Below are 25,986 nucleotides of genomic sequence, written 5' to 3' on the forward strand. Positions count from 1 at the left end.
CAAGCGGGTTACGCTTGAAAGGCATCCAAAATCGGGCGCTGTCCTTTCAACATTCTTATGAAAGCCTGCTCTACCGTGAACCATTCAACCCGGTCCACTTCGGGAAATTCCTGGAAGCGACCGGACTTCGGCGGCCACTCAATTGTAAACATGTTGCTGGGCTTTATAAGTGGATTGAGATCTGTCCCCACACAGACTGACCAAGCGACAACAGTCTTTCCTCCTGGTTGCTTGTATTCGCCGAGAAAGCGGAAAGGCCCGTCGGGCAATAAACCTGTCTCTTCCTCTGTCTCGCGTCTGGCTGCGATAAGCTCGTCCTCGCGATCGTCTACCAGACCTTTAGGAATAGACCATGCTGCCTCATCCTTGCGCGCAAAAAACGGTCCACCCGGATGAACGAGGAGAACCTCAGGACCTTCCCCTCGATCGCGATAAATCAGTAAACCGGCGCTTCGCTTTGGCATTGCGATGTCCTTAACGCTGCGCCTGTCTTAAAACCGCTCCATAGTCGCGATATACGCTGAGACAATCGGTATAGCTCAAGCAGGTGCTCTGCCCATAGACGATATAGGCAGTGGCAGCATCAGTCGCAGCCTGCTCCGATACGAATACAATGGCTTCGCCTAGTGATTTATCGGTGATTGTTCTTTCACTTCCGTCATCCTGCGAAATACCCTTGATGACCGCGGCTTCATCGCGGTGGGAAAATATCTCCCGTCTATTATCAGGTGTCATACAGCAGCGTCCTCCTCTCTTCATGCCCAGCGGGCGATCTGGCTGCTTTGAACAGCCGCCTCGACAGAAGAACGTCTTGAGAAGCCTATTTGTGCCTTCAACCTGTTGATTTGTACGGGGCTCGGAATGGCATGTTTGGCTCGCAGCGAATTACCGCTCTGCTGGTATTCGTCGGTAGACGTCCTCCTCAAGACATCGAGAAGGGTCGATAGGCAAAGTTATGCAACGACATCCCTTGGCTTCACCAACCAAATATCCATATCAGACGCTTTCAAAGAAAGAGATTTTGCCATGCCTCAAACAAAGATCACACTCGAAACGAGAGGTCAGGGACTTTATGAATTTACCGATGCCGTCCAAAGCTTTGTCAAAGGCTACGACCATCAGGAAGCATTGCTGACCATTTTCGTTCAACATACGTCCTGTTCTCTGATCGTTCAGGAAAATGCAGATCCAGACGTGAAAACAGACCTTCAGGCCTTTTTTAAGCGACTGGTTCCTCCTTCCTCGGATCCGTCGATGCGCTGGGTGGTGCACACGACGGAAGGCCCCGATGACATGCCGGCACACATTAAAGCAGCGCTGACGCAAGTATCGCTATCGATACCCATCGTGCATGGGCGGTTGGCCCTTGGGACATGGCAGGGCATCTACCTTTTTGAGCATCGGGATTACCCACACCGGCGCAATGTGGTGCTTCATATCTCTGGCTGAATAGAAGATGAACCGCAGGTTCTGAAAATATTCACGAACATCGCCCTAGCTTTCACCAATCGAATCGCGCGCAAAGAGCGGGAGGTTTTATGAAATCACTCATACACCTTGCGGGAATAGTCTGCTTGGCATCTCTGATGGCTTTGCCTGCCACAGCCGCACCAATAGCGGCAATAGCGCGGGAACCCAGGCCCGTGGTCGAGGTCCAATATCGTCTGAGAACCTGTTCGCCGATTGAGGCGGTTCGCAAAGCACGTGCCTATGGTTTGAGAAATACGCGCATTGTAGCTATTACGCCGCGCCGCATTGTCGTACGCGGCCGAGATCATTACGGCCCAATCCGCATTGCTTTTTCCAACCGGCAAGGCTGCCCGCTAATTCGTCGGTAGCGCTTACCGTTAACCCCGCCTAATCAGGCACCTTGTGTTGCGACGGAGTCAGTTTTTAACACACACATAAAGTCTTATCTCAGGATCAACAGGAGAGGTTCATGATCCGTTTTTTCACCAAAGCCAATACTGCAGTCGTCCTCGTTGCGACCGCTTTGACGGCACTTTCAGCGCCGGCATTTGCGCAAGTCGATGTCTATGTCGACCGGGATCGCCCACCACCGCCCCGTTACTATCGTGCCGACCCGCCGCCTTACGGTTGGGACCGCCCTCGCCGTGGCTGCAACCCCGCCATGGCTGAAGACATAGCGCGTGATTTCGGCTTTCGCCGCGCGCGTGTTGTAGACGTGACGCCGCGCCGTGTCGTCGTAGAGGGTTGGACCCGTCGTGGCCCCGGCGAAATCAGCTTTGCGAACCGTCCGGGATGCCCTGTACTGCGCCGATAAGCGTTCGGTTCGGCTTGGCCGTCTACGTCCGATCGGTAATACGAATTTAAAGACCACCCTGCCCGCCATCACTAGCGGGCAGGAAAAAAGCGACAAATATCGTCTCTATTTCTTGCTCTATAACGTTTTGTAGCAAACGCCGACTATCAAGGCTCTACTAATTTGCTAGATTTGCACTAGCTTGAATGGTGCATCGCCATAAAACAGCGGGAGAGCATGAATGGGTGCGGATCACGAAGAGAAAATCAGACAGCGTGCTTATGAGATTTGGGAACGCGAAGGCAAGCCGCATGGCATGCATCACGACCATTGGAAAAAAGCCGCTGAAGAATTGAAGTCTGGCTCTGCGACAAAAGCAGCAGCAAAACCATCAGGGTCGAAAAAAGCGACGAAGGCCGACAGCAAAGCAGAACCGGCGCCCAAGAGCCGGGCTCCTAAAAAGGCTGCAGAGGCAAAGACCGAAACAGCCGCTCAAAGCGAACCAGCAGTCGCTTCCCCACCGGTAGCGAAGCCAAAGAAAACTCCAGCGGCTAAGAAGACTGCAGCATCTTCAGCCAAAGAGAAGCCAGCGGCAAAATCAAACGCTAATGGCGCCGCGGAAAACGGCAGCGTCAAAGTAGGAGCGAAAACCGCTCCAAACGCTTAGCATCAGGTGATAGACGGCAACCGATACACGAGCACACCGGTAGTCGGTGCCGTCAACCAGCTAAGGTGTCCACCTTGCGGAGGGCTGGAAACAGCCGCATCCATAGCAAGACGATGGCAAGGGTTCCAAAGCCACCAATGACGCCCGCTGCAACCGGACCCGCCACACCGGCAACAAGTCCAGACTCAAATTCGCCCAACTGGTTTGACGTTCCGATAAAGAGAGAATTGACCGCGTTGACCCGTCCGCGCATCGCATCCGGCGTCAGCAATTGCACCAACGAACTGCGCACTACTACGCTGACCGTGTCGGCCGCTCCCACGACAAATAGCGCCGCGACCGATAGCACGATGCTCGTCGAGAAAGAAAAGACGATCGTTGCAAGCCCAAAAACGGCAACTGCGCCCAACATCTTCTTGCCCACCTGATTATTTAGCGGTCGCCGCGCAAGAACGATCGACATGCAAAGGGCGCCAATAGCGGGAGCAGCTCTAAGGAAACCGAGGCCCCAAGGCCCCGCATGCAAAATGTCTCGCGCGAAAATCGGCAACAGTGCCGTTGCCCCTCCCAGCAGGACCGCAAAGAGATCGAGAGAAATCGTGCCGAGCATGACGGGCTGGCTCTTGATAAATGATACACCCGCGAAAACGGAAGAAAGCGTCACCGGCTCACGCTTGGACGGTTTCCAGGTCATACGAATGGAAATGACATTGATGCTGGCGACCGTGAAACATACGAACGATACCAAAAAGGGCGCGGTCGGGTGAAAACCGTAGAGCAGACCGCCCAACGACGGCCCGACGATCAACGCCGTCTGCATGAGAGAGGTCGATGTCGCGATCGCCTGCTGCAACATGTTGCCGGGCACAATATTGGGTAAAAGAGCCGCCATTGTCGGCCGCTCGAATGCAACCGTTGCGCCGATTATTGTGACGGCAATCAAGATACCAGTGGGCGTCAGCCAGTCCTGCCAAACGGCAATTGCAAGGACGAGCGACACCACAGCTTCAAGCCCTTGGCATATGAGACCAATTTTGCGCCTATCGAAGCGATCAGCGACATGGCCGACCAGAAACGTAAAAATGACCATGGGAAAAAATTGGCAAAAGCCGACGAGCGCTAGAGAAAAGGCACTGTGGGTTTTGTCGTAGATCATCCAACCAAGCGCTACGGCAACACCCTGGTAGGAGATGGAAGAGAAGACGCGGGAAGCTGCGAAATTGAGATAGCCTGGATGACGAAAGACACCGCCGTCAGGCTTTACGGAAACGCTCATGATCACTGTCCGGCGGAAGGGCACCGCCTCTGTATTGCTGACTGGAAACCAGTGTGCCCTAATGTGTGGCCTGTCAATGATTCAAGATCATTTTTGTTGGCGCATCTGATGTATCATGGAACTTCGTTCTGAGGTTATGATTGCATTATCCGCGCACCAGAAACCTCGATGCCCTTGCCATCGCCAACCGTCCACGCTGCAACATCCGGCCATAGACGCCAGCACAATGGACACATGCAGCAACCCTGAAGGGACGTGCGCAGCGCTCAGTTGCTCGCCACTACGCCCTCAAATGACATGATCGTTCTGAGACGGAACGACCATGCCCGCATCCGTCAATGGCGTGTTTCGCCCGAAGTATCGTCGGAAAGGAACAAGAGAGCTTTTTCCAAGGCTTCGACAAGCACATCCGTAAGCTCGTCTGCCATACCATCTAGAATGAAAGCTTTGAATGCAGCGTCGTTGACGACGGAAGAAGTCTCGATTTCGTTTGACATATCATTGTCCCCCTCATTTCCGGAACCATTCCGGTTGAAACAGAACTAACGAGCGTGGCTTGCGCAAAGCTGTCGAGAGATTAACAAAGTATTAACGTCAAGACAGAAGACGAATTCTATTCTCAGCGCGCCTATCGACAGCCAACAATTGTTTGCTTTGCCGAGCCAACACATCATTTAATCGTCTTTGATGCCGTATTTGGCTCTTTCGGAGGCTGCAACCTGGGCACCCACCTTAAAGGCAAAGGAGTCAACGCGCATTGAGTCCTGATCGACCTGACAACGGAAGCTGAGGTGATACCATTTTCCATCTACAGCAAGATAAGCAGCGTCCGGCTTATCCAAGATGATTGCTGCATCCGTAGTCTCGTATTTTGGAACGCTATCCACCTTACGACCTCCTGTTAGCCTAATAAGATGGGCCGTCAACTCATTGGAGCACAGTATGATCAACCGCTGTTGAGGAGGCAGCTTGCCTATGGCCGTTCGAACCCTCGGATCACCCGTTGCGGCCCTGGAATAGATCTTGGACACAGGCGTCAGCGTCACAGTTTGCATGTCTCCACCGCCACCGGCATTGCTGGCTGGCGACATCTCCGGTTTGGGCAGCGGTCTTGGCGCGACGTCGGGAAGCCTTGTTTGTGAATCTGCTCGAAGCGCATCCGGCCCCTCTAGAGATGCCAATGTGTCTGGAGCATCGACTTTCGGGAGATCAACGTCAGGAGGAAGCGGAGTTGATGTCGAGGATTGCGGTTCGGTGACCTCTTTCTTGGCTTCTTCACCACCCGCTTGGGATTGAGGCTCTTGAGCTTCGTCACTGGGTGTATGGGGTCCCTTCAGAGAAGAGGATATAGATCCCTCCAAGGATTTCTCTGGACCCGTATCTTTTTCACCAAATTCCGCAACGGGCGCCCCGGGAGCTCGCTCAGATTGAGCATTGGCACTTTCCGATCGCTTTGCGGCATCCTCCGCCGAAGGCGGCGGTGCTTCAGGCTTGTCTGCTTTTTCCTCCTCCTTAGGCGGAGGAGATTTAGCAGGCTCTTCGGATTTTTCCGGCTCGGGTTTCGGAGCGGCCTGTTCAGCGCGTTCGGCCTTTTCAGGCTGTGGTTTCTGCCCGCCTGCGGTCTCGGCAGGCGGAAGTGGTCGATCGGGTTCTTTTTCCTGCGGCCTTTTCTCTTCTGGCTTTTTCTCTTCCGGCTTCTTTTCTTCGGGCTTTTCCTCTGGCTCCGGAGGTTTCTCCTCCTTAGCCTTTTCTTCCTCAGGTGGAGGAACCAGCGAAATATCTACGGTTTCGTCCGCAGAATTTGAGGAAAGGCCCGGCATCGGCGCAAAGAGGAATGGCAAAAGCGCGAGATGAAGGACGACGGCAGCCGCCAAGCCCCAGCCCGTCACCTTTCCGCCTGTCTTAGGATCAGTCGTCATGTCCGTCCGATCAATTTGCCATTCGAACGCATGTGGACTTCCCGACACCAGCCATCAAGCCCCGAAACAGAAAACCCGGCCGCAAAAGCCGGGTTTGTCCATGTCAATTAATAACCGGAAGATAATCAGCCTAGCTGTCGAGGAAGCTTCTCAGCTTTCTTGAACGGCTCGGATGCTTGAGCTTTCTAAGCGCCTTGGCTTCGATCTGTCGAATACGCTCACGCGTAACAGAAAACTGCTGACCCACTTCTTCCAATGTATGGTCGGTGTTCATGCCAATACCGAAACGCATGCGTAGAACACGCTCTTCACGCGGCGTGAGAGAGGCAAGAACGCGCGTTGTCGTTTCGCGAAGATTAGCCTGGATCGCGGCATCGATCGGAAGAAGAGCATTCTTGTCTTCGATAAAATCGCCGAGATGCGAATCTTCTTCGTCACCGACAGGGGTTTCAAGCGAAATCGGCTCCTTGGCGATCTTCAGAACCTTGCGCACTTTTTCGAGCGGCATGGCAAGCTTCTCAGCCAATTCTTCCGGCGTCGGCTCACGACCGATTTCGTGCAACATCTGCCGCGAGGTACGAACGATCTTGTTGATCGTCTCGATCATGTGAACAGGAATACGGATCGTCCGCGCCTGATCGGCGATAGAACGCGTAATGGCCTGCCTGATCCACCATGTGGCGTAGGTAGAGAACTTGTAACCGCGGCGATATTCGAACTTGTCGACGGCCTTCATCAAGCCGATGTTGCCTTCCTGAATGAGGTCAAGGAACTGCAGCCCGCGATTCGTATACTTTTTGGCGATGGAAATCACGAGACGAAGGTTAGCTTCGACCATTTCCTTCTTGGCAATACGGGCTTCACGCTCGCCCTTCTGGACCATGTGCACGATACGGCGGAACTCCGAAATCGAAATCCCGGTCTCGGTCGCAAGGTTCTGGATCTCCTGGCGGATATCCCTGATGGTCGTGTTTTCGCTCTTGGCGAACTCCTTCCAGCCGCGCGCAGCAAGGTTGGAAATCGACTTCATCCAGTTGGGATCAAGTTCCGCGCCTTGGTACTGCTCCAGGAAGCTTTCCCGCTTAACGCCGTAGGATTCAGCAAGACGCAGCAAGCGGCCTTCGTTTTGAACAAGGCGCTTGTTGATGTCGTAAAGCTGCTCGACAAGGGCATCGATACGGTTCTGGTTCAGGGACAGCGACTTCACTGCCTTAACCAGCTCGTCCTTCAATTCCTTGTAACGCCGCTCCTGCGCCGACGACAAAGTGCCGGTTGCAGCAAGACGCTGCTCGACCTGCTGGTCCTGAAGCTTGCGCAGCTTCTTGTAGGTCTCGGCAATGATGTCGAGCGTTTCCATGACCTGAGGGCGAAGCTCGGCTTCCATAGCAGCAAGAGAGAGGTTCGACTCGTCATCGTCCTCTTCTTCCTCTTCGAGAGGCATGCCTTCGCCGCCGACATCGGTAATGTCGTCATCGCCTGAAAAACGGGCGCGGCGGGTCTTTTCCTTCTCCTCGGCCGCCTTTCGGTCAGCTTCGATCTTTTCCGGGCTTTGGAACTGCGGAGCCGCCTTGGCTTCAGGGCCGGAATAGGTTGTTTCGAGGTCGATGATCTCGCGGAGCAGCGTCGTGCCTTCATTCAGCTCGTCGCGCCAAATGATAAGCGCCTGGAACGTCAGCGGGCTTTCGCACAGACCGCCAATCATCGTCTCGCGGCCAGCCTCGATGCGCTTGGCGATCGCGATTTCGCCTTCGCGCGACAGCAGCTCTACAGAGCCCATTTCACGCAGATACATGCGGACAGGATCATCTGTCCGGTCCGTCGGTTCCTTGCGCTTTGTCGCTGCGAGGGCGGTCCCGCCGGTGGTGGCAATCTCGCCGCCTTCCGACTCTTCGTCGCCGCTGTCCTCTTCTTCGTTCTGAGCCTGCTCTTCGGCTTCTTCGTCCTCCACGACGTTGATGCCCATATCGGACAGCATCGCCATGGTGTCTTCGATCTGCTCAGACGTCACCTCTTCAGAGGGCAGAACTGCGTTCAGTTCATCCATCGTGACGTAGCCGCGCTTCTTCGCGGCCTTGATCATTTTTTTGACCGCGTCATCGGAAAGATCGAGAAGAGGGCCGTCGCTGTTGCCGTCGCGTTCGACTTCCGCTTCTTCGTTCTCTTTGACTTTCGTTGCCATGTAGTTCGTCGCCTTCCTGACGCTATTCCAGTTCGCTGCAGCGACTACGGCCTAAGGCGCGCCGCCAGACGCAGCTGCATTGAATCTCACCCTCAACTACCGGGGCGAGATTAAAGCCTGATTAACCACGATTGCCGGCGCCAAAAGACAGAGCATACGTGCATCAAAAAATCCGGCCATGATAGTTGCGATCCGCCTGACCCAGTTCACTCGCCGATAAGCGAAACGGTGATTCCCACAATTTTTGTTCCCGTCAAGCTTTTCCAGTAAAAAACTCGAATAAATGACGGAAAAAGCCTTATCCACAGGCTAGACCACCTTACGCGTGGTTGCGGACCTTAGATAGGGACTGACAGGTTAAAGACAAGCCCCCTGCTTCGAGCCCGAATTCGAACCGTCCACATAGCACCTTTTAATACCAATTATCTTCAATAAAAGACAGGCTTGCGCCAATTTCCCATCGCCCGCCAAAAGTCATTGCTGACGGACGGAAATCTTCGCGGCGTCCTTGCCCACCGCTATCACCCGGAGCGCAACAGCCATGAACTGCTTGCTTGCCCTGCCGAATTTGTTTGAGGAAGATCAATGTCGGGCAAGTAGACTTGGTTAAGCCTAGCGTTTTAGCGTGAAGAAATATGAGCGCTAGGCTGCAACAGGCCGAAAGCCAACTGCCAGATCAAGGCAGAAACTTTTGAGAAGACCACGGAAGGGATGATTTTCGATGTTCAGCACCATCGTCTGCGCGATCGGGTTAGGATCAAGGAAGAAGATCGAGCATCTCGTTCAAACCTCGGCGCGATTGCTGGCTCCCGGAGGCACGCTGCATCTTGTTCACGCCGTCGATCAGTTTCCGTCGACTGCGAAGTCATCCCCCGATGCCTGGGCTACAATGGTGGTTGCGGATGCGGAAGCGAGATTGGCCGAAATCAGTCGGGATCTTCTTATCACGCCTGTTATTTGCGTGCGCACCGGCCGCGTCGATCAAGTCGTGTTGGCTATTGCCAAAGAGGTGAAAGCCGACCTGATCGTCATGGCGGCGCATAAAGAAGATGTTCTCGACAAGCTCTTCGGCTCCGTCGTTGACCACATCGTGCACAAAGCGGACTGTTCGGTTTATATTGAGCGCCCGTCTGTTGCCGCTGGCGCTTGATTTCATCTTCCTGTTCTTCGCCTCGTGCGGATCAATGTAAATGATCGCATCGGGACGTGGATGCACGGCGCAAAAACGCCGTGCTTTTCACGAAAACCGCTATTTCGTGACCGTCAGCATAGCATGCATGCCAGCCTCGTAATGCCCCTTGATGTTACAGAAAAGCAGATAGCTGCCCGGCTCTAGCTTCGCCTTCAGCTTACCGTCAGCTCCCGGCTTCAGATCCGAGACCTCACCCAAGCTTTTCAACTTCTTTTCATCAATTCGATGCTTCGCTGTCACGAGCGGAATTTGCTGATCGGGGGATTTCAACTTTACCAGCACCATTTCATGCTCTTCCGTCATAGCGGCGTTGTGGACGGAAAACACAACATCCCCTGCCTTGATCGTTGGCTGGTCGATCGTCAGGGTCATGGGGCCGCCCCCTTCCCCACCTTCTGTAACCTTGACGGCGGTCGCCGCCCACGAGGCGGAAGCCAGACAGAAAAATGTCGCTGCAGCAAAAGCAAAACGGCGTTGACGCATCAGGTATAACCTCTCTCATAAGCCTGCGCCTGCACTAACGTAGATTGCTGACACATGCCTGAACGGCAACGCCCTGGGTATCTTGCTCACCAAACCCTTACGTTGAATTTGGCGCTGGGCGTTCCGATTGACGACCTGATGCTGCTCTGCTGATGTCAGTGCGCGCCGGCCGAACCCTTTACTTTGCCGGAAAGAACACCGAAGCCATCGATGATTGCCTCTTGGTTTTCCAATCGAAGGCCTTCAAGATGAACCTCTTGGAAAGCCTCCATCAGCTTTTCGACCGCAAACGCGTCGCCAGCCTCGGTCGCCTCTGCAATCTCCCGCTCAAGCTCATTCTTTTGCACACGAAGCGTTTTGGCGCGGTTGTGAAATGCCAGTGCCTGGCGATAGCCTTCCCGCGCATCTTCCAAGGCAGCTTCCTTGGTGGCGGTCCAAAGACGCGCATTGCGAATCTGCTGCTCAAGACCCGCGAGAAGTTCGCCAAACCCCTGATGTTCGAGGACTTCCAAAAGATAGTCCCGCGTCAGATGAGGCGCTGCCACCATGGCGGCAGCCGCCAACATGGCTGACCACAAGCGTTGCAGTTCGCGGTTATCGTAGGAAATAGCTGCAATCTCGTCGTAATCGTCAATCATCAGACCTGGGTGATTGACAACGGTAAGTGCCAGCACGCTTTCGCGAAGGGCCGGAATGTGCTGATGGCCGCGGACAAGCCCGGAGCGCGCCAGCCTGTCCGACACGACATGCGCTGAAGCGCTGGCCTGTGCGCCTCTTTGTCCATTGCGCCCTTCGCGAAAACCGCCACGCCCGGCAGGAAATTCGCGCCGCGCGCCACCTGTCGACCGCTGCTGATAGGCCGGCTGAAAGAAACTGTTCAAGCGCTCACGCATGGCCTGCTGATAGTGCCGGCGCACATTTTCATCGCTGATGACAGCGACCTTTTGCTTCAATCTCGCTTCGAGCTCTGCCCTTGCTTCGGGCGTATCAAAACGACCGCCGGAAATCTCCCGGTTCCAGAGGAGGTCCGACAGAGGACGCGCATCGGTGAGAACCTTGTCAAAAGGAGCTCGGCCTTCATGACGCACGAGATCATCCGGATCCTTGCCATCCGGCAAAAGCGCAAATCGAACGCTGCGGCCTGGCTTAAGATGCGGCAGCGCAAGATCAGCAGCGCGATTGGCCGCTCGTATTCCTGCGCCGTCTCCGTCAAAGCACAGGACGGGTTCCGAGCTCATCTTCCATAAAAGTTCGAGCTGAGCCTCAGTCAGCGCCGTCCCAAGAGGCGCGACTACATTCTCGACGCCAGCCTGATGGAGAGCGATCACGTCCATGTAGCCTTCGACGGCAATAATCGTTCCAGAGGTTTGGAGTGCGCGGCGCGCCCGCGCAAAATTATATAGTACATTACCTTTGTGGAAGAGCTCCGTCTCATTCGAGTTCAGGTATTTGGCTGTCGCGTCCGCCGCCATGGCACGCCCGCCAAAGGCAATAACCTTTTCCCGTGACGACAAAATAGGAAATGTGATGCGGTCACGAAAGCGGTCGTAGGATACGGCAATGTCGGGGCCATGAACGACAAGACCGCAAGCTTCGATCTGTTCGCGAGGCACGCCTTTACCGGCCAGATACTCCTTAAGAGCGCTTCGATTGTCGAGAGCATAGCCAAGACGAAAGGTCTCGATGGTGCGCCCGGTAAGGCCGCGATCGCGCAAATAGGCTCTGGCCCGCGCACCGGCAGCAGTTTGCAGTTGATCCTGAAAATAGCTCGCGGCAAGTTCCATCACATCGATAAGGCTAGTGCGCTCTTTCTCTCGCTTGGCAGCTGCCGGATCGGGCGCGGGCAGTTGAACGCCGGCCATATCGGCGACGTGCTGGACAGCCTCGGGAAAACTCATACCGTCCAGTTCTACAAGAAACCGGAAGTGATCGCCACTTACGCCGCATCCAAAGCAATGATAGCGCCCCTTGCGGTCCTCGCAGTGAAAGCTCGGCGACTTTTCTCCATGAAACGGGCAGCACGCCCAGTAGTCACCGCGCGGGGCATTGGTCTTTCGCCTATCCCACGTCACACGTCGACCGATCAGTTCCGATATCGGAACTCGGTCACGAATTTCGTCAAGAAAGGAATTTGAAAAACGCATCTACACCTCATGGACAAAGGCCAGATCGGCCCACTCGTCCTGCGGCTCCACGCAGAAGCGAAGAACCCCATCTGATCGTGTCCTTACAGCATTGGCGGACGCTCAGCCACGGGTTTATCATTTAGGGCGCCAACAAGGCAGCAATTATTATTTTTTTGTAATTTGAAATCGATGGTGCGACGCAATAGCTTCTAACTCAACAGAGCGATCCCCTCGCGAGGCACCATCCCTACCCCCGGCGCCGCCTCGCAAAAGGGTGTCTTTGCAAGATAGCCGCCGGCATGGACCTTGCGTCCTGCGTCGCTGACGGTAGGCAAAGAGCAAGAAGGCAGGAACTCCCCCAGTTCCTGCCTTCTTTTATTGTCGCAAGGTCAAGCTCTTAGCTTCTACGTTTTATGACCTATATGCAAAATTAGCTTTCATCGCTAATAGCTCAGCATATTGTTTTATCGCAGGCATCGTTATGTCTCTTTCAGCCCGTAAGCTCGCTGCAGACCCTGACTTCTTTCCCATCGTGATGAGTTGCATCGATGCTTTGCTCGAAGTCTATAATGAAAATGCCCGTATCGCCTCCATCTTTGCCTCGCAACAAAGATGGCTGATGGCTCATCTTGGTCTCGCCCTCTATTATGGGTTGCCGGGAGAAAATGGCACAGGGCTTTATTCGGGCCGCTTTATTCGAGCCTGCGCGAAATATGACATTGCAAGCCGAAACACTGCTGCCTCTTTTCTTCAGGAGATGCAGGCCTATCGCTTTTTGCGTCTGGTCGAAAGCAACGACGCGCGCACGCGCAACTTAGAACCCACAGAAGTTGCAACAACCTATCTCGGTCACTGGCTTCGCACGCATGTATCGATCGCCGATCACATCACGGGAAAAAGCCGCGTAGAGCGCATCCTCGGCGATGCAGCAGCTTTTGCCGCTATTGAAGCCAAGATTGCAGAGTTGATCTTGACCAGCAAAACAATACGCAAAGTCAGCCCGACATTTGATCTTTTCAATGACGCCAATGCGGGCGGTGCGGTCATGGACTACCTCATGAGCCGACTGGCTGACAAAGATATTTCCGCCAAGCGCATTCCTATTGGCCGTCTGTCGCTGAGCAAGATCTGCGATCAGTTCCTGATCTCCAACACGAACCTAAAGCGGCTGCTCAAGCAATCAAAGGAGATAGGCAGTACGGGATGGATGCCCGAGCCAGATAAAAATGAGCTTTGGCTAGCGCGGTCCTTTGTCGATGAATATCTTCGCTATCAGGCAGAAAAAATAGTTATTGTGGACACAGCCGCAAATCACGTCTTTGCCCGCTTTTGGCCGGATTCAGCTCGTCAGCGCCAGGCCCGGCGCTCTCCGCTTGCGCTCAGCTAGCGGGGGTCACATATTAGCGGATGTATGAAAGCTCGCGGATACCGTCGACGCGAACACCATATTGATCATTTTGAACCCGGTGCATGTCGGCCTGACGGAATCAGACCTGATAACGCGCGACATGCATCAGGTCCTAATTCGTCAGCGCATGTTAGCCGTCTTGACGAGAGGTCAGCCCAAAAGTTCCTTCACTGTCGCTGACGCCTTGGAAAAGTCCATGCGCCCGGCAAAGCGCTCCTTGAGAACGGCCATAACCTTTCCCATGTCCTTTGCCCCGCTGGCGCCCGTTTCCGCTATGATCTCTGCAATATTGCTTCTGACTTCAGATTGAGAAAGCTGCTTAGGCAGAAATTCCTGAATCACAAGGATTTCGGCACGCTCCTTTGCTGCAAGTTCAGGCCGCTGATTTTCCTCATAGATTTTTGCCGACTCTTCCCGCTGCTTCACCATTTTGGCAAGCAGTTGGAGGATCTCGTCGTCACTCGCTTCGGCTTTGCCGACACCGCGATTGGCAATGTCGCGATCCTTGATCGCGGCCTGAATGAGTCGCACAGTGGAAAGACGCTCAGCGTTCTTGCTCTTCATCGCATCTTTAAGGGCGGCGGCAAGCTGATCGCGCATGTTGGTCGAACTCCTGTTTAAGAATGCCGCTTCTTAAACCAAGCGGGTACGCCGGATCAAACGAATTGACTAAGGCAGGCGTAAAATACAGGAAAGCGGCGCAAAACATTCCTATATAGATTGACCTGAGGCGTTGACGTGTTATTTACCGCCGCCTGCACCGACATTTTTGACAAGGCATACAACGCGCACGCCAATGCGCGGAGTTTGCTTGCAACCAAAGGCCGGCGATCGCCTCCGCCGTGGCGACGCGCAGCCGGAAACGGATGAAGATGACCGCGACATCACCTTGGACTACCGAAAAGCCGACTGCCTTGCTCGTTCTTGCTGATGGAACGGTCATTGAAGGAAAGGGAGTTGGCGCAGCCGGTAAGGTTCAAGCCGAAGTAGTGTTCAATACCGCGTTGACCGGCTATCAGGAAATTCTGACGGATCCTTCCTATCTTGGCCAGGTCGTCACTTTTACTTTCCCGCATATCGGAAATATCGGCACGAACGATGACGATATCGAAGATTTGACACCGGCTGCACGACATGGCGCTGTCGGCGTGATCTTCAAAGCGGACATTACCGAACCGTCCAATTACCGGGCATCGCGTGATCTTGATGACTGGCTCAAGGCTCGCGGCATTGTGGGCCTCAGCGGCATCGATACACGTGCGCTGACCGCGTGGATCCGCGAGAACGGTTCGCCCAACGCCGTGATCGCCCACGATCCGAACGGCATTTTCGATATTGAAGCGCTGAAGGCCGAGGCACGCGCCTGGAGCGGGCTGGAAGGGCTCGATCTTGCTAAGGTGGCGTCGTCCGGCCAGTCTTCAACTTGGAGCCAGACAGCGTGGATCTGGAACGAAGGTCACGGAGAGCTTGGCGACGGGGAAGCGAAATACAACATCGTCTGCCTTGACTATGGGGTGAAGCGCAACATTCTGCGCCTGTTCGCCGGGCTTGACTGCAAGGTTACCGTGTTGCCTGCAGATGCCAGCGCGGACGATGTTCTCGCTCTCAAGCCCGATGGCATTTTCCTGTCCAATGGACCCGGCGATCCGGCCGCAACAGGAGAATATGCCGTCCCGGTTATCCGCAAATTGATCGATACAGATATTCCTGTTTTTGGGATCTGCCTCGGCCACCAGATGCTTGGTCTTGCGGTCGGAGCGCGGACCGAAAAGATGCACCAAGGTCATCACGGCGCCAACCATCCGGTCAAGGATCACACGACGGGCAAAGTCGAAATCGTTTCCATGAATCACGGTTTCGCAGTCGACTCGAAGTCGCTTCCTGAAGGCGTTGAAGAGACTCACATTTCCCTCTTCGACGGCAGCAATTGCGGTCTGCGGATTGCCGGCAAGCCCGTATTTTCTGTTCAGCACCACCCAGAGGCCTCGCCCGGCCCACAGGATAGCCATTATCTCTTCCGTCGCTTCGTCAACCTCGTGCGTGAGCGCAAGGGCGAACCGGCTCTCGCAGAGAGATAATCGACCATTGTCTCGAGAGACCTGATCTTGATCATCGCGCAGCTCCATTATGAGCTGCGCGATTTTCTTGTCGTTGATGCTTAGAAGCAAAGCGGGACCAACAGCTGCCGTTCGGTCCTGAAAGGACACAGCGCAGGCTCGGAAAAGAGCATGACTGACCCGCGCGCATTTGACCTGGAAAAGCTCCAACGCTCGCTAGAGCAAAGCTAAGGGGCAAAACCGATCAGATCAATGCAGCTTGATGGCGGCCAGAGGTGTCCTTGCGCATCAGCAGATAAAACCGCGCAATGAGCATGATTGCCGCGGCGGCAAGTCCGACGAGAAAGCCAAACCAAACACCCCTGCCGCCCATGCCAAACGGGAATGCGAAAACCCAGGCCAGGAAAAAGCCGACAGGCCAGTAGGCTATCAACGCCAGGATCATAGGGATGCGCGCATCCTTGAGGCCACGCAGAACGCCATTAGCGACGGCCTGCAAACCATCCACCAGTTGGAAGATGCCGGCAATGACAATAAGTGGGCCGGCATAGGCGAGAACCGCCTCTGCTTCCGGCGCTCTTGTGTCGAGAAACAAGCTCGCAAGATAGGTGGGCTCCAGGAAGAACAGCAGGCCTCCAATCGATGATGTTGCTACCGCCATGACGAGCACGGTGATGGAGGCCCGCAAAACGCCGAGATGATCACCCTGCCCATGGGCAACGCCAACCCTCACCGTTGCCGCCTGACCAAGCCCAAGCGGCAGCATGAACGCAATCGAGGCCCATTGCAGCGCGATGCCATGAGCAGCCAACTCGATTGTGCCGATATGTCCCATGAGCAAGGAAGCCGCAGTGAAAAGACTGACTTCAGCAAGGATGGTAATGCCGATCGGCAGACCGAGGCGAACGACCTCAAAGAAGGCTCGCCAATCCGGCCGCCAGAAGCGGACGAATATTTCATAGCGGCGCGTTTCTTCTTGGAGCTGCACATAGCCCGCCGCAAAGAGAAAGCCTGCGAGTTGCACGACGACCGAAACGATCGCAGCGCCATGCAGCCCCATCGCAGGAAGTCCGAAATGTCCGAGTACCAAGGCATATGCCAGCACTGCATTGGTGACGAGCATCGCGATTGTCACGTTAAGGATCACAGCCGCCCGGCCAATTGCACTGATCAGAGCGCGCAACACGTTATAGAGCAGGCCGGGAAGCAGACCAAAGTGCCCAATTGCAACATAATCGGCGGCAAGTCGCGCCACATCGGGTTTTTGTCCGGCAGCCAGAAGAATATCCTCGGCGTAGAAAAAAGCGGGCTGCAACAATAGCCAGTAGGCAATGACAACCCAAAGACCCATTCGCATCGAACGGCGAACGGTGATGATATCAGATTGTCCATAAGCCTGCGCGACCATGGGAATAACGGCGATGGAAAAACCTGAACCGAAAAACAGGATGACGAAAAGGAATTGGGCAGCAAGAACCATCGCCGCCAGCTGTTCGGCACCTAGACGGCCAACAATCATCACATCGGTGGTGTGAATGCCGAGCTGAGCTAGCTGCGCTCCAATGAAAGGGATTCCAAGCATCAGCGTCGCACGAATATGCGAAGCCCAACGATTATCTGTTGCGGGCGCGTAAACGTTCGCGTCAGCCTGGGTGTCCATTTCATTCTTCCTGGTCGTCTCGAATTAGCTGCAGCACGATCTTGCGACGTAGCAGCGATCCCTTAGCCTTAGCTAAAGAAATTGCTTTGAACCACCCGAAACAAGGCAGATGATGAAATATTCATCATCTCATCACCGTTTCTGATGCTTGGCACGCCAATTCTGAGGAACGTCTTATACCGGTCCTGCAAATGTATCGCAGGCATCGATCCGGCCAGCATCAAAGCCCCGCTTGAACCAGCGAACCCGCTGCTCTGACGTGCCATGATTGAAGCTATCAGGAACGACGTAGCCTTGGCCGCGCTTTTGAAGTGTGTCGTCGCCAATCTGCTGAGCAGCATTCAGGGCATCAGCGACATCTTTCTCGTTGATATAGCCTTTTGCCTGTTCTGACTTGCCGAAGACACCCGCAAAGCAATCAGCCTGCAGCTCGACGCGCACCGACATCTTGTTGGCTTCCGTCTCGCTGACACGCTGACGCTGTTCGTTGAACTTCTGGAGGATCCCCAGTTGATTCTGAACATGATGGCCAACTTCATGCGCGACGACGTAAGCCTCGGCGAATTCACCTGAAGCACCGAACTGCTGACTAAGCTGCCGGAAGAAATTGGTATCGAGATAAACCTTGCGATCATTGGGGCAATAAAATGGGCCAGTCGCAGCTGACGCGGCACCACAACTGGATTGGGTGGAGCCATTGAAAAGCACAAGCGTCGGCTTTTCATAAACGGCTCCTCTGTTCTGGAAGATCCCTGTCCAGACGTCTTCCGTATCGGCAAGAACCGTTCTGACGAAAGATGTCATCTCATCATTGGCTGGCGGAGCGCCCGAACCGGACTGGCTTTGATCGTAATTTGAGGGCGTCATGCCGCCGCCATCAAGAAGCGTAAGCGGGTTGATGCCGAGAAACCAGCAAATGACCAGGATGACGAGAAGACCGCCAATGCTTATACCGCCGCCGCGACCCCCAATAGGTATGCGAACGCGCCGGCCGCCATAGTCATTACCGCCAAAGCCACCGTCAAAGCCGCCACTGCGGCGATCCTCGATATTATCAGACTCCCGCCGACCTTTCCATTCCATGACGCATCTCCCCGCGCAAACCATCGTTCGGAACGAGAACGCATATAGATGACAAATCGCCCAAATCCATTCTTGAAAAAATCCGTCACAACAATCTCATCTGCCGCACGGCAACCATCCATGATGGACTTGACCTTCCGCGCCTTTCGCTTTCTTCTTCGTCGGGGAGAAATGGGAGAATGTCATGAAGGCGCTTGTTCTTGAGGAAATTGGAAAACTCGTCCTTCGTGATGTAGAGATGCCTGAAACCCAGCCCGATGAAATTCTGGTCAAGGTCGAAGCCTGCGGCATTTGCGGTACGGACAGGCACCTTCTGCATGGCGAATTTCCGGCAGCACCGCCGGTCACCCTGGGACATGAGCTGACCGGCGTCGTTCAATCCGTCGGCGCGAAAGTAAGGTCGATCAGACCGGGAATGCGCGTCACATGCGATCCGAACATTGCCTGCGGCATATGCCCCGAATGCAGAGACGGTCATGTCAATCTTTGCCGCAACCTGCGTGCTATCGGCATCCATCGCAATGGCGGCTTTGCCGAATACGTCGCCATGCCTGAAACGCAGGCTGTTGTGCTTCCTGACGCGCTGGATCCTTTATACGGTGCGCTATGCGAGCCGCTCGCTTGCTGCTTGCATGGCGTTGATCTCGCAAACATCCGCACAGGCAGTTCGGTGGCAGTGCTGGGCGGCGGCGTCATCGGCCTTCTAGTCGTCCAGCTCGCGCGTCTCGCTGGTGCGACCAATGTCGTCCTTTTGACCAGAAGCGCCGAAAAGCGCAAGCTGGCGGAAGGCATCGGCGCGACAGCCACCATTGATCCATCGGACGAAGCAGCCTTGGCAGAAGCTTTGGCCGAAGGTGGCCTGTTGGCCTCTGGGGCACACACAGTCTTCGAATGTGCTGGTGTTGCTGAAACAGTGAAACTTTCGCCCTCTCTCGCCCGGCGTGGCGGCACTGTCGTCATTTTGGGCGTCTTGCCTCAGGGCGAGAAGGTCGAAATCGAACCTTTCGACATCCTGTTTCGCGAAATCAAACTGATCGGTTCCTTCGTCAATCCCTTCACGCAAACGCGCGCGGCAGGTCTCATCGCCTCGGGCGCGATCAAAGTCGAGCCGTTGATCACGCGCAAGATCGGTTTTTCCGAAGCACTGGAAACAATCCATGCGCCTGCACCGGGCGGCGAAATTCGTGCCTTGTTGGTGCCCTCGCTTGGCTGAAGCTTCACCTGGAACGAATCCTGTCGATTCCACGATTTATGGGGTTCCGTTTACAAAAACATTTGCCTATAAGCCGCTTCTAGCCTGAAAAACCTCCTTGCGCGACCCGGCCGTGGTATTGCACCGCACTGGCCGGCTTTTTGCGCAGCAAGAAACGGATAGAGCCATGCCGAAGCGCCAAGATATCAAGTCCATCCTCATCATCGGCGCGGGACCGATTGTCATTGGTCAGGCATGCGAATTTGACTATTCTGGAACTCAGGCTTGCAAGGCGCTGAAGGAAGAAGGGTTTCGGGTTATCCTGGTCAACTCCAACCCAGCCACGATCATGACCGATCCAAATCTTGCCGATGCAACCTATGTGGAGCCGATCACGCCCGAGGTCGTCGCCAAGATCATCGCCAAGGAACGGCCTGACGCACTGCTGCCGACCATGGGCGGGCAGACTGCATTGAACACGGCTCTTTCCTTGAAAAGGATGGGCGTGCTCGATCGCTATAATGTCGAGATGATCGGCGCAAAGCCTGCTGCGATCGACAAAGCGGAAGACCGCGCCCTATTCCGTGAAGCCATGGCCAAAATCGGGCTAGAGACGCCGCGTTCGATGTTGGCCAACGCCACTGATATCAAGGTTCAGGATCGCACCGCGCATGAAGCCGAACGCGCTGCACTTCGAGAGAAGTTCTCCGGCGAAGAATTGGACAAGGCGCTCGATGCGCTGGAAAATCAGTGGAACCTTGGCGAAAGTGACCGCAAACAGCGCTATATGAGCCATGCGATGGCCATCGCTGCTCAGGCGCTTGACCATGTGGGACTGCCGGCGATCATTCGGCCTTCGTTTACGCTCGGCGGTACGGGCGGCGGCATCGCCTACAACCGGTCGGAGTTTTTCGAAATCATATCTGGCGGTCTCGACGCATCGCCGACGACCGAGGTCCTGATTGAGGAAAGCGTGCTCGGTTGGAAAGAGTATGAAATGGAGGTCGTCCGCGACAAGGCGGATAACTGCATCATTGTCTGCTCCATCGAAAATATTGACCCCATGGGCGTCCACACCGGCGACTCGATCACCGTCGCTCCAGCCCTGACGCTAACCGACAAAGAATACCAGATCATGCGAAATGCATCGATCGCTGTGTTGCGGGAAATCGGTGTGGAAACGGGGGGCTCAAACGTCCAATTCGCCGTTAATCCAAAAGATGGCCGCCTTGTCGTCATCGAGATGAATCCGCGCGTGTCGCGCTCGTCGGCACTCGCGTCCAAGGCAACGGGCTTCCCGATTGCAAAGATTGCAGCCAAGCTAGCCATCGGCTACACGCTGGACGAACTGGAAAACGACATTACCGGTGGTGCCACGCCGGCGTCCTTTGAACCTTCTATCGACTATGTCGTCACGAAGATCCCACGCTTTGCCTTCGAAAAATTCCCCGGGGCCGAGCCGACTTTGACCACGGCGATGAAATCGGTTGGCGAAGTCATGGCAATTGGCCGCACCTTCGCAGAAAGCTTGCAGAAAGCCTTGCGCGGACTGGAGACCGGCCTGACGGGCCTTGACGAAATTGAAATTCCCGGTCTGGACGACGATGCGGGCGCGAAAAATGCTATCCGTGCAGCGATTGGCACGCCAACGCCCGACCGGTTGCGTATGGTGGCCCAGGCCTTGCGTCTCGGCTTTACCGAAGGGGAAGCGCATGAAGGTTCGAAAATCGACCCATGGTTCATCGCGCAGCTGAAAGCCATCGTTGATACCGAATCACGCGTGCGCGAGCACGGCCTGCCCCAGGACGAAACCAACCTGCGTATGCTCAAGGCAATGGGCTTCTCCGATGCAAGGCTCGCCACCCTCACAGGCAAGCGCCCCAAGGAAATCGCTGAACTGCGCAACAAGCTCGGTGTGCGTCCCGTCTTCAAGCGCATCGATACCTGTGCGGCTGAGTTCGCCTCACCGACAGCTTACATGTACTCGACCTATGAGGTCCCCTTCGCAGGTGCGCCGCGCTCCGAAGCCAAGGTTTCCGATCGCAAGAAGGTCGTTATCCTTGGCGGTGGTCCAAACCGTATCGGTCAAGGGATTGAATTCGATTATTGCTGCTGCCATGCCGCCTTCGCCCTGAAGGACGCCGGTTACGAAGCCATCATGGTCAACTGCAATCCGGAGACGGTATCGACCGACTACGACACGTCGGACAGGCTCTACTTCGAATCGCTCACAGCCGAGGACGTAATCGAGATTCTGCGCGCAGAGCAGGAAAATGGCGAGGTTGTCGGTGTGATCGTGCAGTTCGGGGGCCAGACCCCGCTGAAGCTCGCAGAGGCACTTGAAAAGAACGGTATTCCGATCCTCGGAACCGCGCCGGACGCCATCGATCTTGCAGAAGATCGCGACCGGTTCCAGAAGCTGCTGCAGAAGCTCGATCTGACCCAGCCGGAAAACGGCATCGCCTATTCGGTCGAACAGGCACGTCTCATCGCCGGCGAGATCGGTTTCCCACTTGTGGTGCGCCCATCCTACGTTCTTGGCGGCCGCGCCATGCAGATCATTCACTCGGAAAGCCAGTTGCAAACCTATCTCCTCGACACGGTTCCCGAACTCGTGCCTGAGGATATCAAAGCACGCTACCCGAACGATAAGACGGGCCAGATCAATACCTTGCTCGGCAAAAACCCGCTCTTGTTCGACAGCTATCTGTCCAATGCAACGGAAGTAGACGTTGATGCGCTCTGCGATGGCAAGGATGTCTATGTTGCGGGAATCATGGAACATATTGAGGAGGCTGGCATCCACTCCGGCGACTCGGCCTGCTCGCTGCCGCCTCGCACTCTATCAGTCGAAATGCTCGACGAGCTGGAGCGCCAGACGAAAGCGCTGGCAAAAGCCCTCAACGTCGGCGGCTTGATGAACGTGCAATATGCCATCAAGGATGACACGATCTACGTGCTCGAGGTCAACCCTCGCGCATCGAGAACGGTGCCTTTCGTCGCAAAGACGATCGGCGCCCCGATTGCCAAGATCGCAGCGCGCATCATGACGGGAGAAGGCCTCGATACCGCCTTCTCAGCCTATGGGAGAAAGCCCAATCCACGCGCCCTCACGCATATCTCTGTCAAGGAAGCTGTCTTTCCGTTCGCCCGCTTCCCGGGTGTCGATATCCTGCTCGGACCGGAAATGCGCTCGACAGGCGAAGTTATCGGCCTCGACAGCGATTTTGCACTGGCCTTCGCCAAGAGCCAGCTTGGCGCAGGAGTGGAGCTGCCGCGCGAAGGAACGGTTTTCGTATCTGTCCGGGACGATGATAAGGTGCGCGTTCTGCCTGCCATCCGTCTTTTGGTCGAGGAAGGCTTCAGGGTCATGGCAACCGGCGGCACTGCACGCTTCTTGGCTGAAAACGGCATTGAGGCCATCAAAATCAACAAGGTGCTGGAAGGTCGGCCGCATATCGAAGACGCGATCCGTAACCGTCAGGTGCAGCTCGTGTTCAACACCACCGACTCTAATAAGGCGATCTCTGACTCCAAGTCACTGCGTCGGGCAACCTTGATGCAGAAGGTGCCCTATTACACGACGATGGCAGGTGCAGAAGCGGCGGCAAGGGCGATCAAGGCTCTGCGTGCCGGCAATCTCGAAGTTCGCACATTGCAAAGCTATTTCAACTAAGAAGCCTTCAAAGGTAATCGCGATCAATTCGCGATTACCTTGAATCTCTTTGTGAAGAAGAGGAATCAGTTTCTTAATCTGCGGTCATAAGCTCTTTAATTTTCAGGATATCCTCACGAAAGCGCGCCATCTCGCTTTCTTTCCGCTCGCGATCGGGAATGCGCAATAGGTAGGATGGATGGATAGTGACAAAAAGACGCCTGTCATTATCAAAGGTCAGCACCTGCCCGCGCATTTCACTCAGCTTGCCATGACCGTCAGTGAGAGATGCCAAGGCTGTCGCGCCAAGAGCGACCACCAGCTTTGGCCGGATCAGATCGAGCTCAAGATCGAGCCACCATCGGCAGGCACGCACCTCGCCCATGTTCGGCCTTTGGTGAATGCGGCGCTTGCCCTTGGGTTCATATTTGAAATGCTTGACCGCGTTCGTGACATACACCGCCTTTCGGTCAATGCCGACCTCTTGCACGACCTGATCGAACACCTTTCCCGCAGGGCCGACAAAAGGCCGGCCAGCGAGATCTTCCTGGTCTCCCGGCTGCTCGCCGACAAACATCACATCGGCGCGTTCCGGCCCCTCGCCAAACACCGTCTGCGTCGCCGGTTTATAAAGGGGACATCGGGTGCATCCGCGCGCTTCTTCTCTGACCGCCTCTAAAGTGCCCTCCTCCGGTTTTGGCACAGGCGGCGCGACACGAGCCGGACTTCGCATGCGATGATGATGAACGGGTGGCTCCGTTGCCGCACGACCGGTCATGGATCGAACCTTTTCTCTAGCATCTGCAATCAGATGAGGAATAAGCTCGGCCTCCGGAAGATTGTTCCAGTACTTCTTGGGCATTTCAGCCTGCATTGCCTTGATCTTCAATCGAGCCGGATTGAAGATAGACGCGTAATACGTCTTCCAAAGATCGTCGGTGGTGTCGCTGATATCAGGTTTTTGACAAGGCTCATCGCTAACGCTCAGCTCCTCGCCATCCCATCCGGCTGAGCCTTTTGGCGTCAGGATCATCCAGTCCATATCGGCAAACCGGTTGCGAAAGAACGGCGCCTTCAGTCCAACGATGAAATGCTCCGGTTCAAACCAAGCAAGAAATCGTCTCCTTGACGCTATAACCTCAACCTCCTTGAAGCGAACAAAGGCCGTCATCTTATGGGCGTCTCGTCGAACGCTCTTTTCCATGAAATGGGCCTTCACGACATCAGGGTCAGAGGCGATCTCCAGAAGACGCTTCTGCGAACGCAGACGCCATAAAAGGCGGTAAAGAAGGTCAAAACGCGTCGGATCACTATGACAGATGACCCGTTGCGCGAGAGAGACAAAAGCAGCAGGAACGCTCAGCTGAGCCTCTTCCCTGACCTCTGGCAAAGGATGGTGTTCCGCAAAAAGGTCGGGATCATCGCCGGTACACCGCCACTCGATCGTCTCGGGGGGTGTTTCTGCCAGCACCAGCGCCCGCGCACACTGCCGCCACTCTGCCAAATCGCCTCTTCCTCGCAAGCGGATATGATACATCTAAAAGAGCGCCAACTGCTTTGGCTGCGGCTCGAACATCACGCGCAGGTCCGCACGATCGATCAGGCGTCGTGGTGTCCAGCCTTCTGCCGTTACGAAGGCTTGCACCTTGCGAACGGAAACCCCAAGCCGTCCGAGATCATCAAGACCAAGCCGCCTGAACCGTCGCGCCGACAAAATCGCCTTGACGCTCTTTGTGCCCAAACCTGGAACGCGCAACAAACGTTCCCGATCGGCTGAATTGACATCAACGGGAAAATTGCCTCGGTGCTTTAGCGCCCAGGCGAGCTTTGGATCAAGCTTCAGATCGAGCATACCATCGTCGTTGACGGAGGTGATTTCGTCCACGCCAAAGCCGTAAAAGCGATAGAGCCAGTCCGCCTGATACAAGCGATGCTCCCGCAGCAAAGGCGGTTCGATCAATGGCAGATTTTTCGACGCATCCGGAATAGGACTGAACGCAGAGTAATACACTCGGCGCAAGCCGTAGCTCGAGTAAAGGCGTGCGCTGGAGCCAAGAATAGTTGCGTCATCCGCCCCATCAGCTCCGACAATCATTTGAGTGCTTTGGCCGCCGGGCGCGAACTTTCGTCTCTTGCCCTTGTAACTGACCTCGGAGGCCTCCTCGATCTTCAACCTCAGGTCTCCCATTGCGCGGCGAATGCCCTCGGGCCGCTTTTCGGGAGCAAGCTCAGCCACACCCTTGTCCGTCGGAAGCTCAACATTCAAAGAAAGACGATCAGCGTAAAGGCCAGCTTCCTCAATGAGCTTGGGTGATGCTTCAGGGATAGACTTAAGATGGATATAGCCCTGAAACTGATGCTTGGTTCTAAGATCCCGCACGACGCGAACCATCTGTTCCATCGTATAATCGGAAGACTGGATGATGCCGGAGGATAGGAATAGGCCCTCAATGTAATTTCGCCGATAAAATTCCAGTGTCAGCCATACGACCTCTTCTGGCGAAAACCGCGCTCGCTCAACATTGCTGGAAGAGCGATTAACGCAATAAGCGCAATCGTAGATACAGAAATTCGTCAGAAGAATTTTCAGAAGCGAGATACACCGGCCGTCCGGAGCATAGGCGTGGCAGATGCCTGAGCTTTCAGTCGAACCCAACCCGCCGCTATGCGCAGAATTACGCTTCGTCGTTCCACTGGACGCGCAGGACGCATCATACTTTGCGGCATCTGAAAGGATTGCCAATCGCTCTTTCAACGACTTCTTCATGTTTGTTCACTAAATGTTCCTTACAGGGATGTCAAGGTCGTGCTGCCCGGGCTTTTGGA

General features: G+C 55.1%; 21 protein-coding genes. 8 read left to right on the forward strand and 13 right to left on the reverse strand.

Annotated elements, in window-relative coordinates; genetic code table 11:
- Positions 1 to 8 precede the first annotated feature (8 nt).
- Positions 9 to 464, reverse strand: coding sequence for an NUDIX hydrolase (locus VQ830_RS14715; RefSeq protein ID WP_337268887.1), 456 nt, complete (start codon positions 462 to 464; stop codon positions 9 to 11).
- A gap of 10 nt (positions 465 to 474) precedes the next feature.
- The gene (locus VQ830_RS14720; RefSeq protein WP_337268888.1) at positions 475 to 735 is read right to left on the reverse strand and encodes a hypothetical protein; all 261 of its coding nucleotides are present in this window, start codon (positions 733 to 735) and stop codon (positions 475 to 477) included.
- Positions 736 to 1,026: 291 nt separating this feature from the next.
- Between VQ830_RS14720 and VQ830_RS14725 the strand changes: the two genes are divergently transcribed.
- The 3 genes from VQ830_RS14725 to VQ830_RS14735 all read left to right on the forward strand — a co-directional run bounded on the left by VQ830_RS14725 (position 1,027) and on the right by VQ830_RS14735 (position 2,930).
- Complete coding sequence (locus VQ830_RS14725; RefSeq protein ID WP_337268889.1) at positions 1,027 to 1,449, forward strand: secondary thiamine-phosphate synthase enzyme YjbQ; 423 nt, start codon at positions 1,027 to 1,029, stop codon at positions 1,447 to 1,449.
- A 490-nt stretch (positions 1,450 to 1,939) separates the two neighbouring features.
- Positions 1,940 to 2,284 carry a hypothetical protein gene (locus tag VQ830_RS14730; RefSeq protein WP_337268890.1) on the forward strand — a complete coding sequence of 115 codons (345 nt, stop codon included), beginning with the start codon at positions 1,940 to 1,942 and terminating at the stop codon, positions 2,282 to 2,284.
- A 220-nt stretch (positions 2,285 to 2,504) separates the two neighbouring features.
- Positions 2,505 to 2,930, forward strand: a complete 426-nt coding sequence (locus tag VQ830_RS14735) for a DUF2934 domain-containing protein (RefSeq protein WP_337268891.1) — start codon at positions 2,505 to 2,507, stop codon at positions 2,928 to 2,930.
- Positions 2,931 to 2,982: 52 nt separating this feature from the next.
- Here VQ830_RS14735 and VQ830_RS14740 read toward each other — a convergent pair whose 3' ends face one another.
- From VQ830_RS14740 to rpoD, 4 genes are all read right to left on the reverse strand, one after another.
- Positions 2,983 to 4,206 (reverse strand): MFS transporter, encoded by a 1,224-nt coding sequence (locus VQ830_RS14740; protein ID WP_337268892.1) that lies wholly within the window; start codon positions 4,204 to 4,206, stop codon positions 2,983 to 2,985.
- 335 nt (positions 4,207 to 4,541) lie between these two features.
- Positions 4,542 to 4,703: a hypothetical protein gene (locus VQ830_RS14745; protein WP_337268893.1), complete on the reverse strand. Its 162-nt coding sequence runs from the start codon at positions 4,701 to 4,703 to the stop codon at positions 4,542 to 4,544.
- A gap of 177 nt (positions 4,704 to 4,880) precedes the next feature.
- A complete protein-coding gene (locus VQ830_RS14750) occupies positions 4,881 to 6,125 on the reverse strand; it encodes a DUF930 domain-containing protein (protein WP_337268894.1) in 1,245 nt (414 codons plus the stop codon).
- Between the two features lie 130 nt (positions 6,126 to 6,255).
- Entirely contained in the window at positions 6,256 to 8,304 is a 2,049-nt protein-coding gene (gene rpoD, locus VQ830_RS14755) for an RNA polymerase sigma factor RpoD (RefSeq protein WP_337268895.1), read from the reverse strand.
- 721 nt (positions 8,305 to 9,025) lie between these two features.
- Here rpoD and VQ830_RS14760 point away from each other — a divergent pair.
- Positions 9,026 to 9,454 carry a universal stress protein gene (locus VQ830_RS14760; protein WP_337268896.1) on the forward strand — a complete coding sequence of 143 codons (429 nt, stop codon included), beginning with the start codon at positions 9,026 to 9,028 and terminating at the stop codon, positions 9,452 to 9,454.
- Between the two features lie 99 nt (positions 9,455 to 9,553).
- Here VQ830_RS14760 and VQ830_RS14765 read toward each other — a convergent pair whose 3' ends face one another.
- The gene (locus VQ830_RS14765) at positions 9,554 to 9,979 is read right to left on the reverse strand and encodes a plastocyanin/azurin family copper-binding protein (protein WP_337268897.1); all 426 of its coding nucleotides are present in this window, start codon (positions 9,977 to 9,979) and stop codon (positions 9,554 to 9,556) included.
- 155 nt (positions 9,980 to 10,134) lie between these two features.
- Positions 10,135 to 12,123 carry a DNA primase gene (gene dnaG / locus VQ830_RS14770; protein ID WP_337268898.1) on the reverse strand — a complete coding sequence of 663 codons (1,989 nt, stop codon included), beginning with the start codon at positions 12,121 to 12,123 and terminating at the stop codon, positions 10,135 to 10,137.
- Between the two features lie 463 nt (positions 12,124 to 12,586).
- On the opposite strand from dnaG, the gene VQ830_RS14775 reads away from it, so the two are divergent.
- On the forward strand, positions 12,587 to 13,492 hold the full coding sequence (locus tag VQ830_RS14775; protein ID WP_337268899.1) for a hypothetical protein: 906 nt from the start codon (positions 12,587 to 12,589) through the stop codon (positions 13,490 to 13,492).
- 171 nt (positions 13,493 to 13,663) lie between these two features.
- On the opposite strand, the gene VQ830_RS14780 is transcribed toward VQ830_RS14775, so the two are convergent.
- Positions 13,664 to 14,113, reverse strand: a complete 450-nt coding sequence (locus VQ830_RS14780) for a GatB/YqeY domain-containing protein (protein ID WP_337268900.1) — start codon at positions 14,111 to 14,113, stop codon at positions 13,664 to 13,666.
- A gap of 272 nt (positions 14,114 to 14,385) precedes the next feature.
- Between VQ830_RS14780 and carA the strand changes: the two genes are divergently transcribed.
- Positions 14,386 to 15,591 (forward strand): glutamine-hydrolyzing carbamoyl-phosphate synthase small subunit, encoded by a 1,206-nt coding sequence (carA, locus tag VQ830_RS14785; protein WP_337268901.1) that lies wholly within the window; start codon positions 14,386 to 14,388, stop codon positions 15,589 to 15,591.
- Positions 15,592 to 15,814: 223 nt separating this feature from the next.
- On the opposite strand, the gene VQ830_RS14790 is transcribed toward carA, so the two are convergent.
- Entirely contained in the window at positions 15,815 to 17,230 is a 1,416-nt protein-coding gene (locus VQ830_RS14790) for an MATE family efflux transporter (RefSeq protein ID WP_337268902.1), read from the reverse strand.
- 174 nt (positions 17,231 to 17,404) lie between these two features.
- Positions 17,405 to 18,313 carry a KPN_02809 family neutral zinc metallopeptidase gene (gene ypfJ, locus VQ830_RS14795; protein ID WP_337268903.1) on the reverse strand — a complete coding sequence of 303 codons (909 nt, stop codon included), beginning with the start codon at positions 18,311 to 18,313 and terminating at the stop codon, positions 17,405 to 17,407.
- A gap of 184 nt (positions 18,314 to 18,497) precedes the next feature.
- On the opposite strand from ypfJ, the gene VQ830_RS14800 reads away from it, so the two are divergent.
- Together VQ830_RS14800 and carB are read left to right on the forward strand one after the other, a co-directional pair.
- Positions 18,498 to 19,526: a zinc-dependent alcohol dehydrogenase family protein gene (locus VQ830_RS14800; protein ID WP_337268904.1), complete on the forward strand. Its 1,029-nt coding sequence runs from the start codon at positions 18,498 to 18,500 to the stop codon at positions 19,524 to 19,526.
- A gap of 166 nt (positions 19,527 to 19,692) precedes the next feature.
- Positions 19,693 to 23,181 (forward strand): carbamoyl-phosphate synthase large subunit, encoded by a 3,489-nt coding sequence (gene carB / locus VQ830_RS14805; RefSeq protein WP_337268905.1) that lies wholly within the window; start codon positions 19,693 to 19,695, stop codon positions 23,179 to 23,181.
- Between the two features lie 73 nt (positions 23,182 to 23,254).
- On the opposite strand, the gene VQ830_RS14810 is transcribed toward carB, so the two are convergent.
- Complete coding sequence (locus VQ830_RS14810) at positions 23,255 to 24,697, reverse strand: UdgX family uracil-DNA binding protein (RefSeq protein WP_337268906.1); 1,443 nt, start codon at positions 24,695 to 24,697, stop codon at positions 23,255 to 23,257.
- Positions 24,698 to 25,927, reverse strand: a complete 1,230-nt coding sequence (locus VQ830_RS14815) for a putative DNA modification/repair radical SAM protein (RefSeq protein ID WP_337268907.1) — start codon at positions 25,925 to 25,927, stop codon at positions 24,698 to 24,700.
- Between the last annotated feature and the right edge of the window lie 59 nt (positions 25,928 to 25,986).

The sequence above is a fragment of the Oryzifoliimicrobium ureilyticum genome (assembly GCF_037199735.1).
Taxonomy (GTDB): domain Bacteria; phylum Pseudomonadota; class Alphaproteobacteria; order Rhizobiales; family Rhizobiaceae; genus Rhizobium; species Rhizobium ureilyticus.

What these genes read in the sequence shown, in the direction of transcription:
- VQ830_RS14730 (WP_337268890.1), top strand. Translation starts at nt 1,940, where the DNA reads ATGATCCGTTTTTTCACCAAAGCCAATACTGCAGTCGTCCTCGTTGCG.
- VQ830_RS14715 (WP_337268887.1), bottom strand. Translation starts at nt 464, where the DNA reads ATGCCAAAGCGAAGCGCCGGTTTACTGATTTATCGCGATCGAGGGGAA.
- carB (WP_337268905.1), top strand. Translation starts at nt 19,693, where the DNA reads ATGCCGAAGCGCCAAGATATCAAGTCCATCCTCATCATCGGCGCGGGA.
- VQ830_RS14815 (WP_337268907.1), bottom strand. Translation starts at nt 25,927, where the DNA reads ATGAAGAAGTCGTTGAAAGAGCGATTGGCAATCCTTTCAGATGCCGCA.
- VQ830_RS14800 (WP_337268904.1), top strand. Translation starts at nt 18,498, where the DNA reads ATGAAGGCGCTTGTTCTTGAGGAAATTGGAAAACTCGTCCTTCGTGAT.
- VQ830_RS14790 (WP_337268902.1), bottom strand. Translation starts at nt 17,230, where the DNA reads ATGGACACCCAGGCTGACGCGAACGTTTACGCGCCCGCAACAGATAAT.
- VQ830_RS14745 (WP_337268893.1), bottom strand. Translation starts at nt 4,703, where the DNA reads ATGTCAAACGAAATCGAGACTTCTTCCGTCGTCAACGACGCTGCATTC.
- VQ830_RS14750 (WP_337268894.1), bottom strand. Translation starts at nt 6,125, where the DNA reads ATGACGACTGATCCTAAGACAGGCGGAAAGGTGACGGGCTGGGGCTTG.
- VQ830_RS14760 (WP_337268896.1), top strand. Translation starts at nt 9,026, where the DNA reads ATGTTCAGCACCATCGTCTGCGCGATCGGGTTAGGATCAAGGAAGAAG.
- VQ830_RS14720 (WP_337268888.1), bottom strand. Translation starts at nt 735, where the DNA reads ATGACACCTGATAATAGACGGGAGATATTTTCCCACCGCGATGAAGCC.
- rpoD (WP_337268895.1), bottom strand. Translation starts at nt 8,304, where the DNA reads ATGGCAACGAAAGTCAAAGAGAACGAAGAAGCGGAAGTCGAACGCGAC.
- dnaG (WP_337268898.1), bottom strand. Translation starts at nt 12,123, where the DNA reads ATGCGTTTTTCAAATTCCTTTCTTGACGAAATTCGTGACCGAGTTCCG.
- VQ830_RS14735 (WP_337268891.1), top strand. Translation starts at nt 2,505, where the DNA reads ATGGGTGCGGATCACGAAGAGAAAATCAGACAGCGTGCTTATGAGATT.
- VQ830_RS14810 (WP_337268906.1), bottom strand. Translation starts at nt 24,697, where the DNA reads ATGTATCATATCCGCTTGCGAGGAAGAGGCGATTTGGCAGAGTGGCGG.
- VQ830_RS14775 (WP_337268899.1), top strand. Translation starts at nt 12,587, where the DNA reads ATGTCTCTTTCAGCCCGTAAGCTCGCTGCAGACCCTGACTTCTTTCCC.
- VQ830_RS14725 (WP_337268889.1), top strand. Translation starts at nt 1,027, where the DNA reads ATGCCTCAAACAAAGATCACACTCGAAACGAGAGGTCAGGGACTTTAT.
- VQ830_RS14765 (WP_337268897.1), bottom strand. Translation starts at nt 9,979, where the DNA reads ATGCGTCAACGCCGTTTTGCTTTTGCTGCAGCGACATTTTTCTGTCTG.
- VQ830_RS14740 (WP_337268892.1), bottom strand. Translation starts at nt 4,206, where the DNA reads ATGAGCGTTTCCGTAAAGCCTGACGGCGGTGTCTTTCGTCATCCAGGC.
- ypfJ (WP_337268903.1), bottom strand. Translation starts at nt 18,313, where the DNA reads ATGGAATGGAAAGGTCGGCGGGAGTCTGATAATATCGAGGATCGCCGC.
- VQ830_RS14780 (WP_337268900.1), bottom strand. Translation starts at nt 14,113, where the DNA reads ATGCGCGATCAGCTTGCCGCCGCCCTTAAAGATGCGATGAAGAGCAAG.
- carA (WP_337268901.1), top strand. Translation starts at nt 14,386, where the DNA reads ATGACCGCGACATCACCTTGGACTACCGAAAAGCCGACTGCCTTGCTC.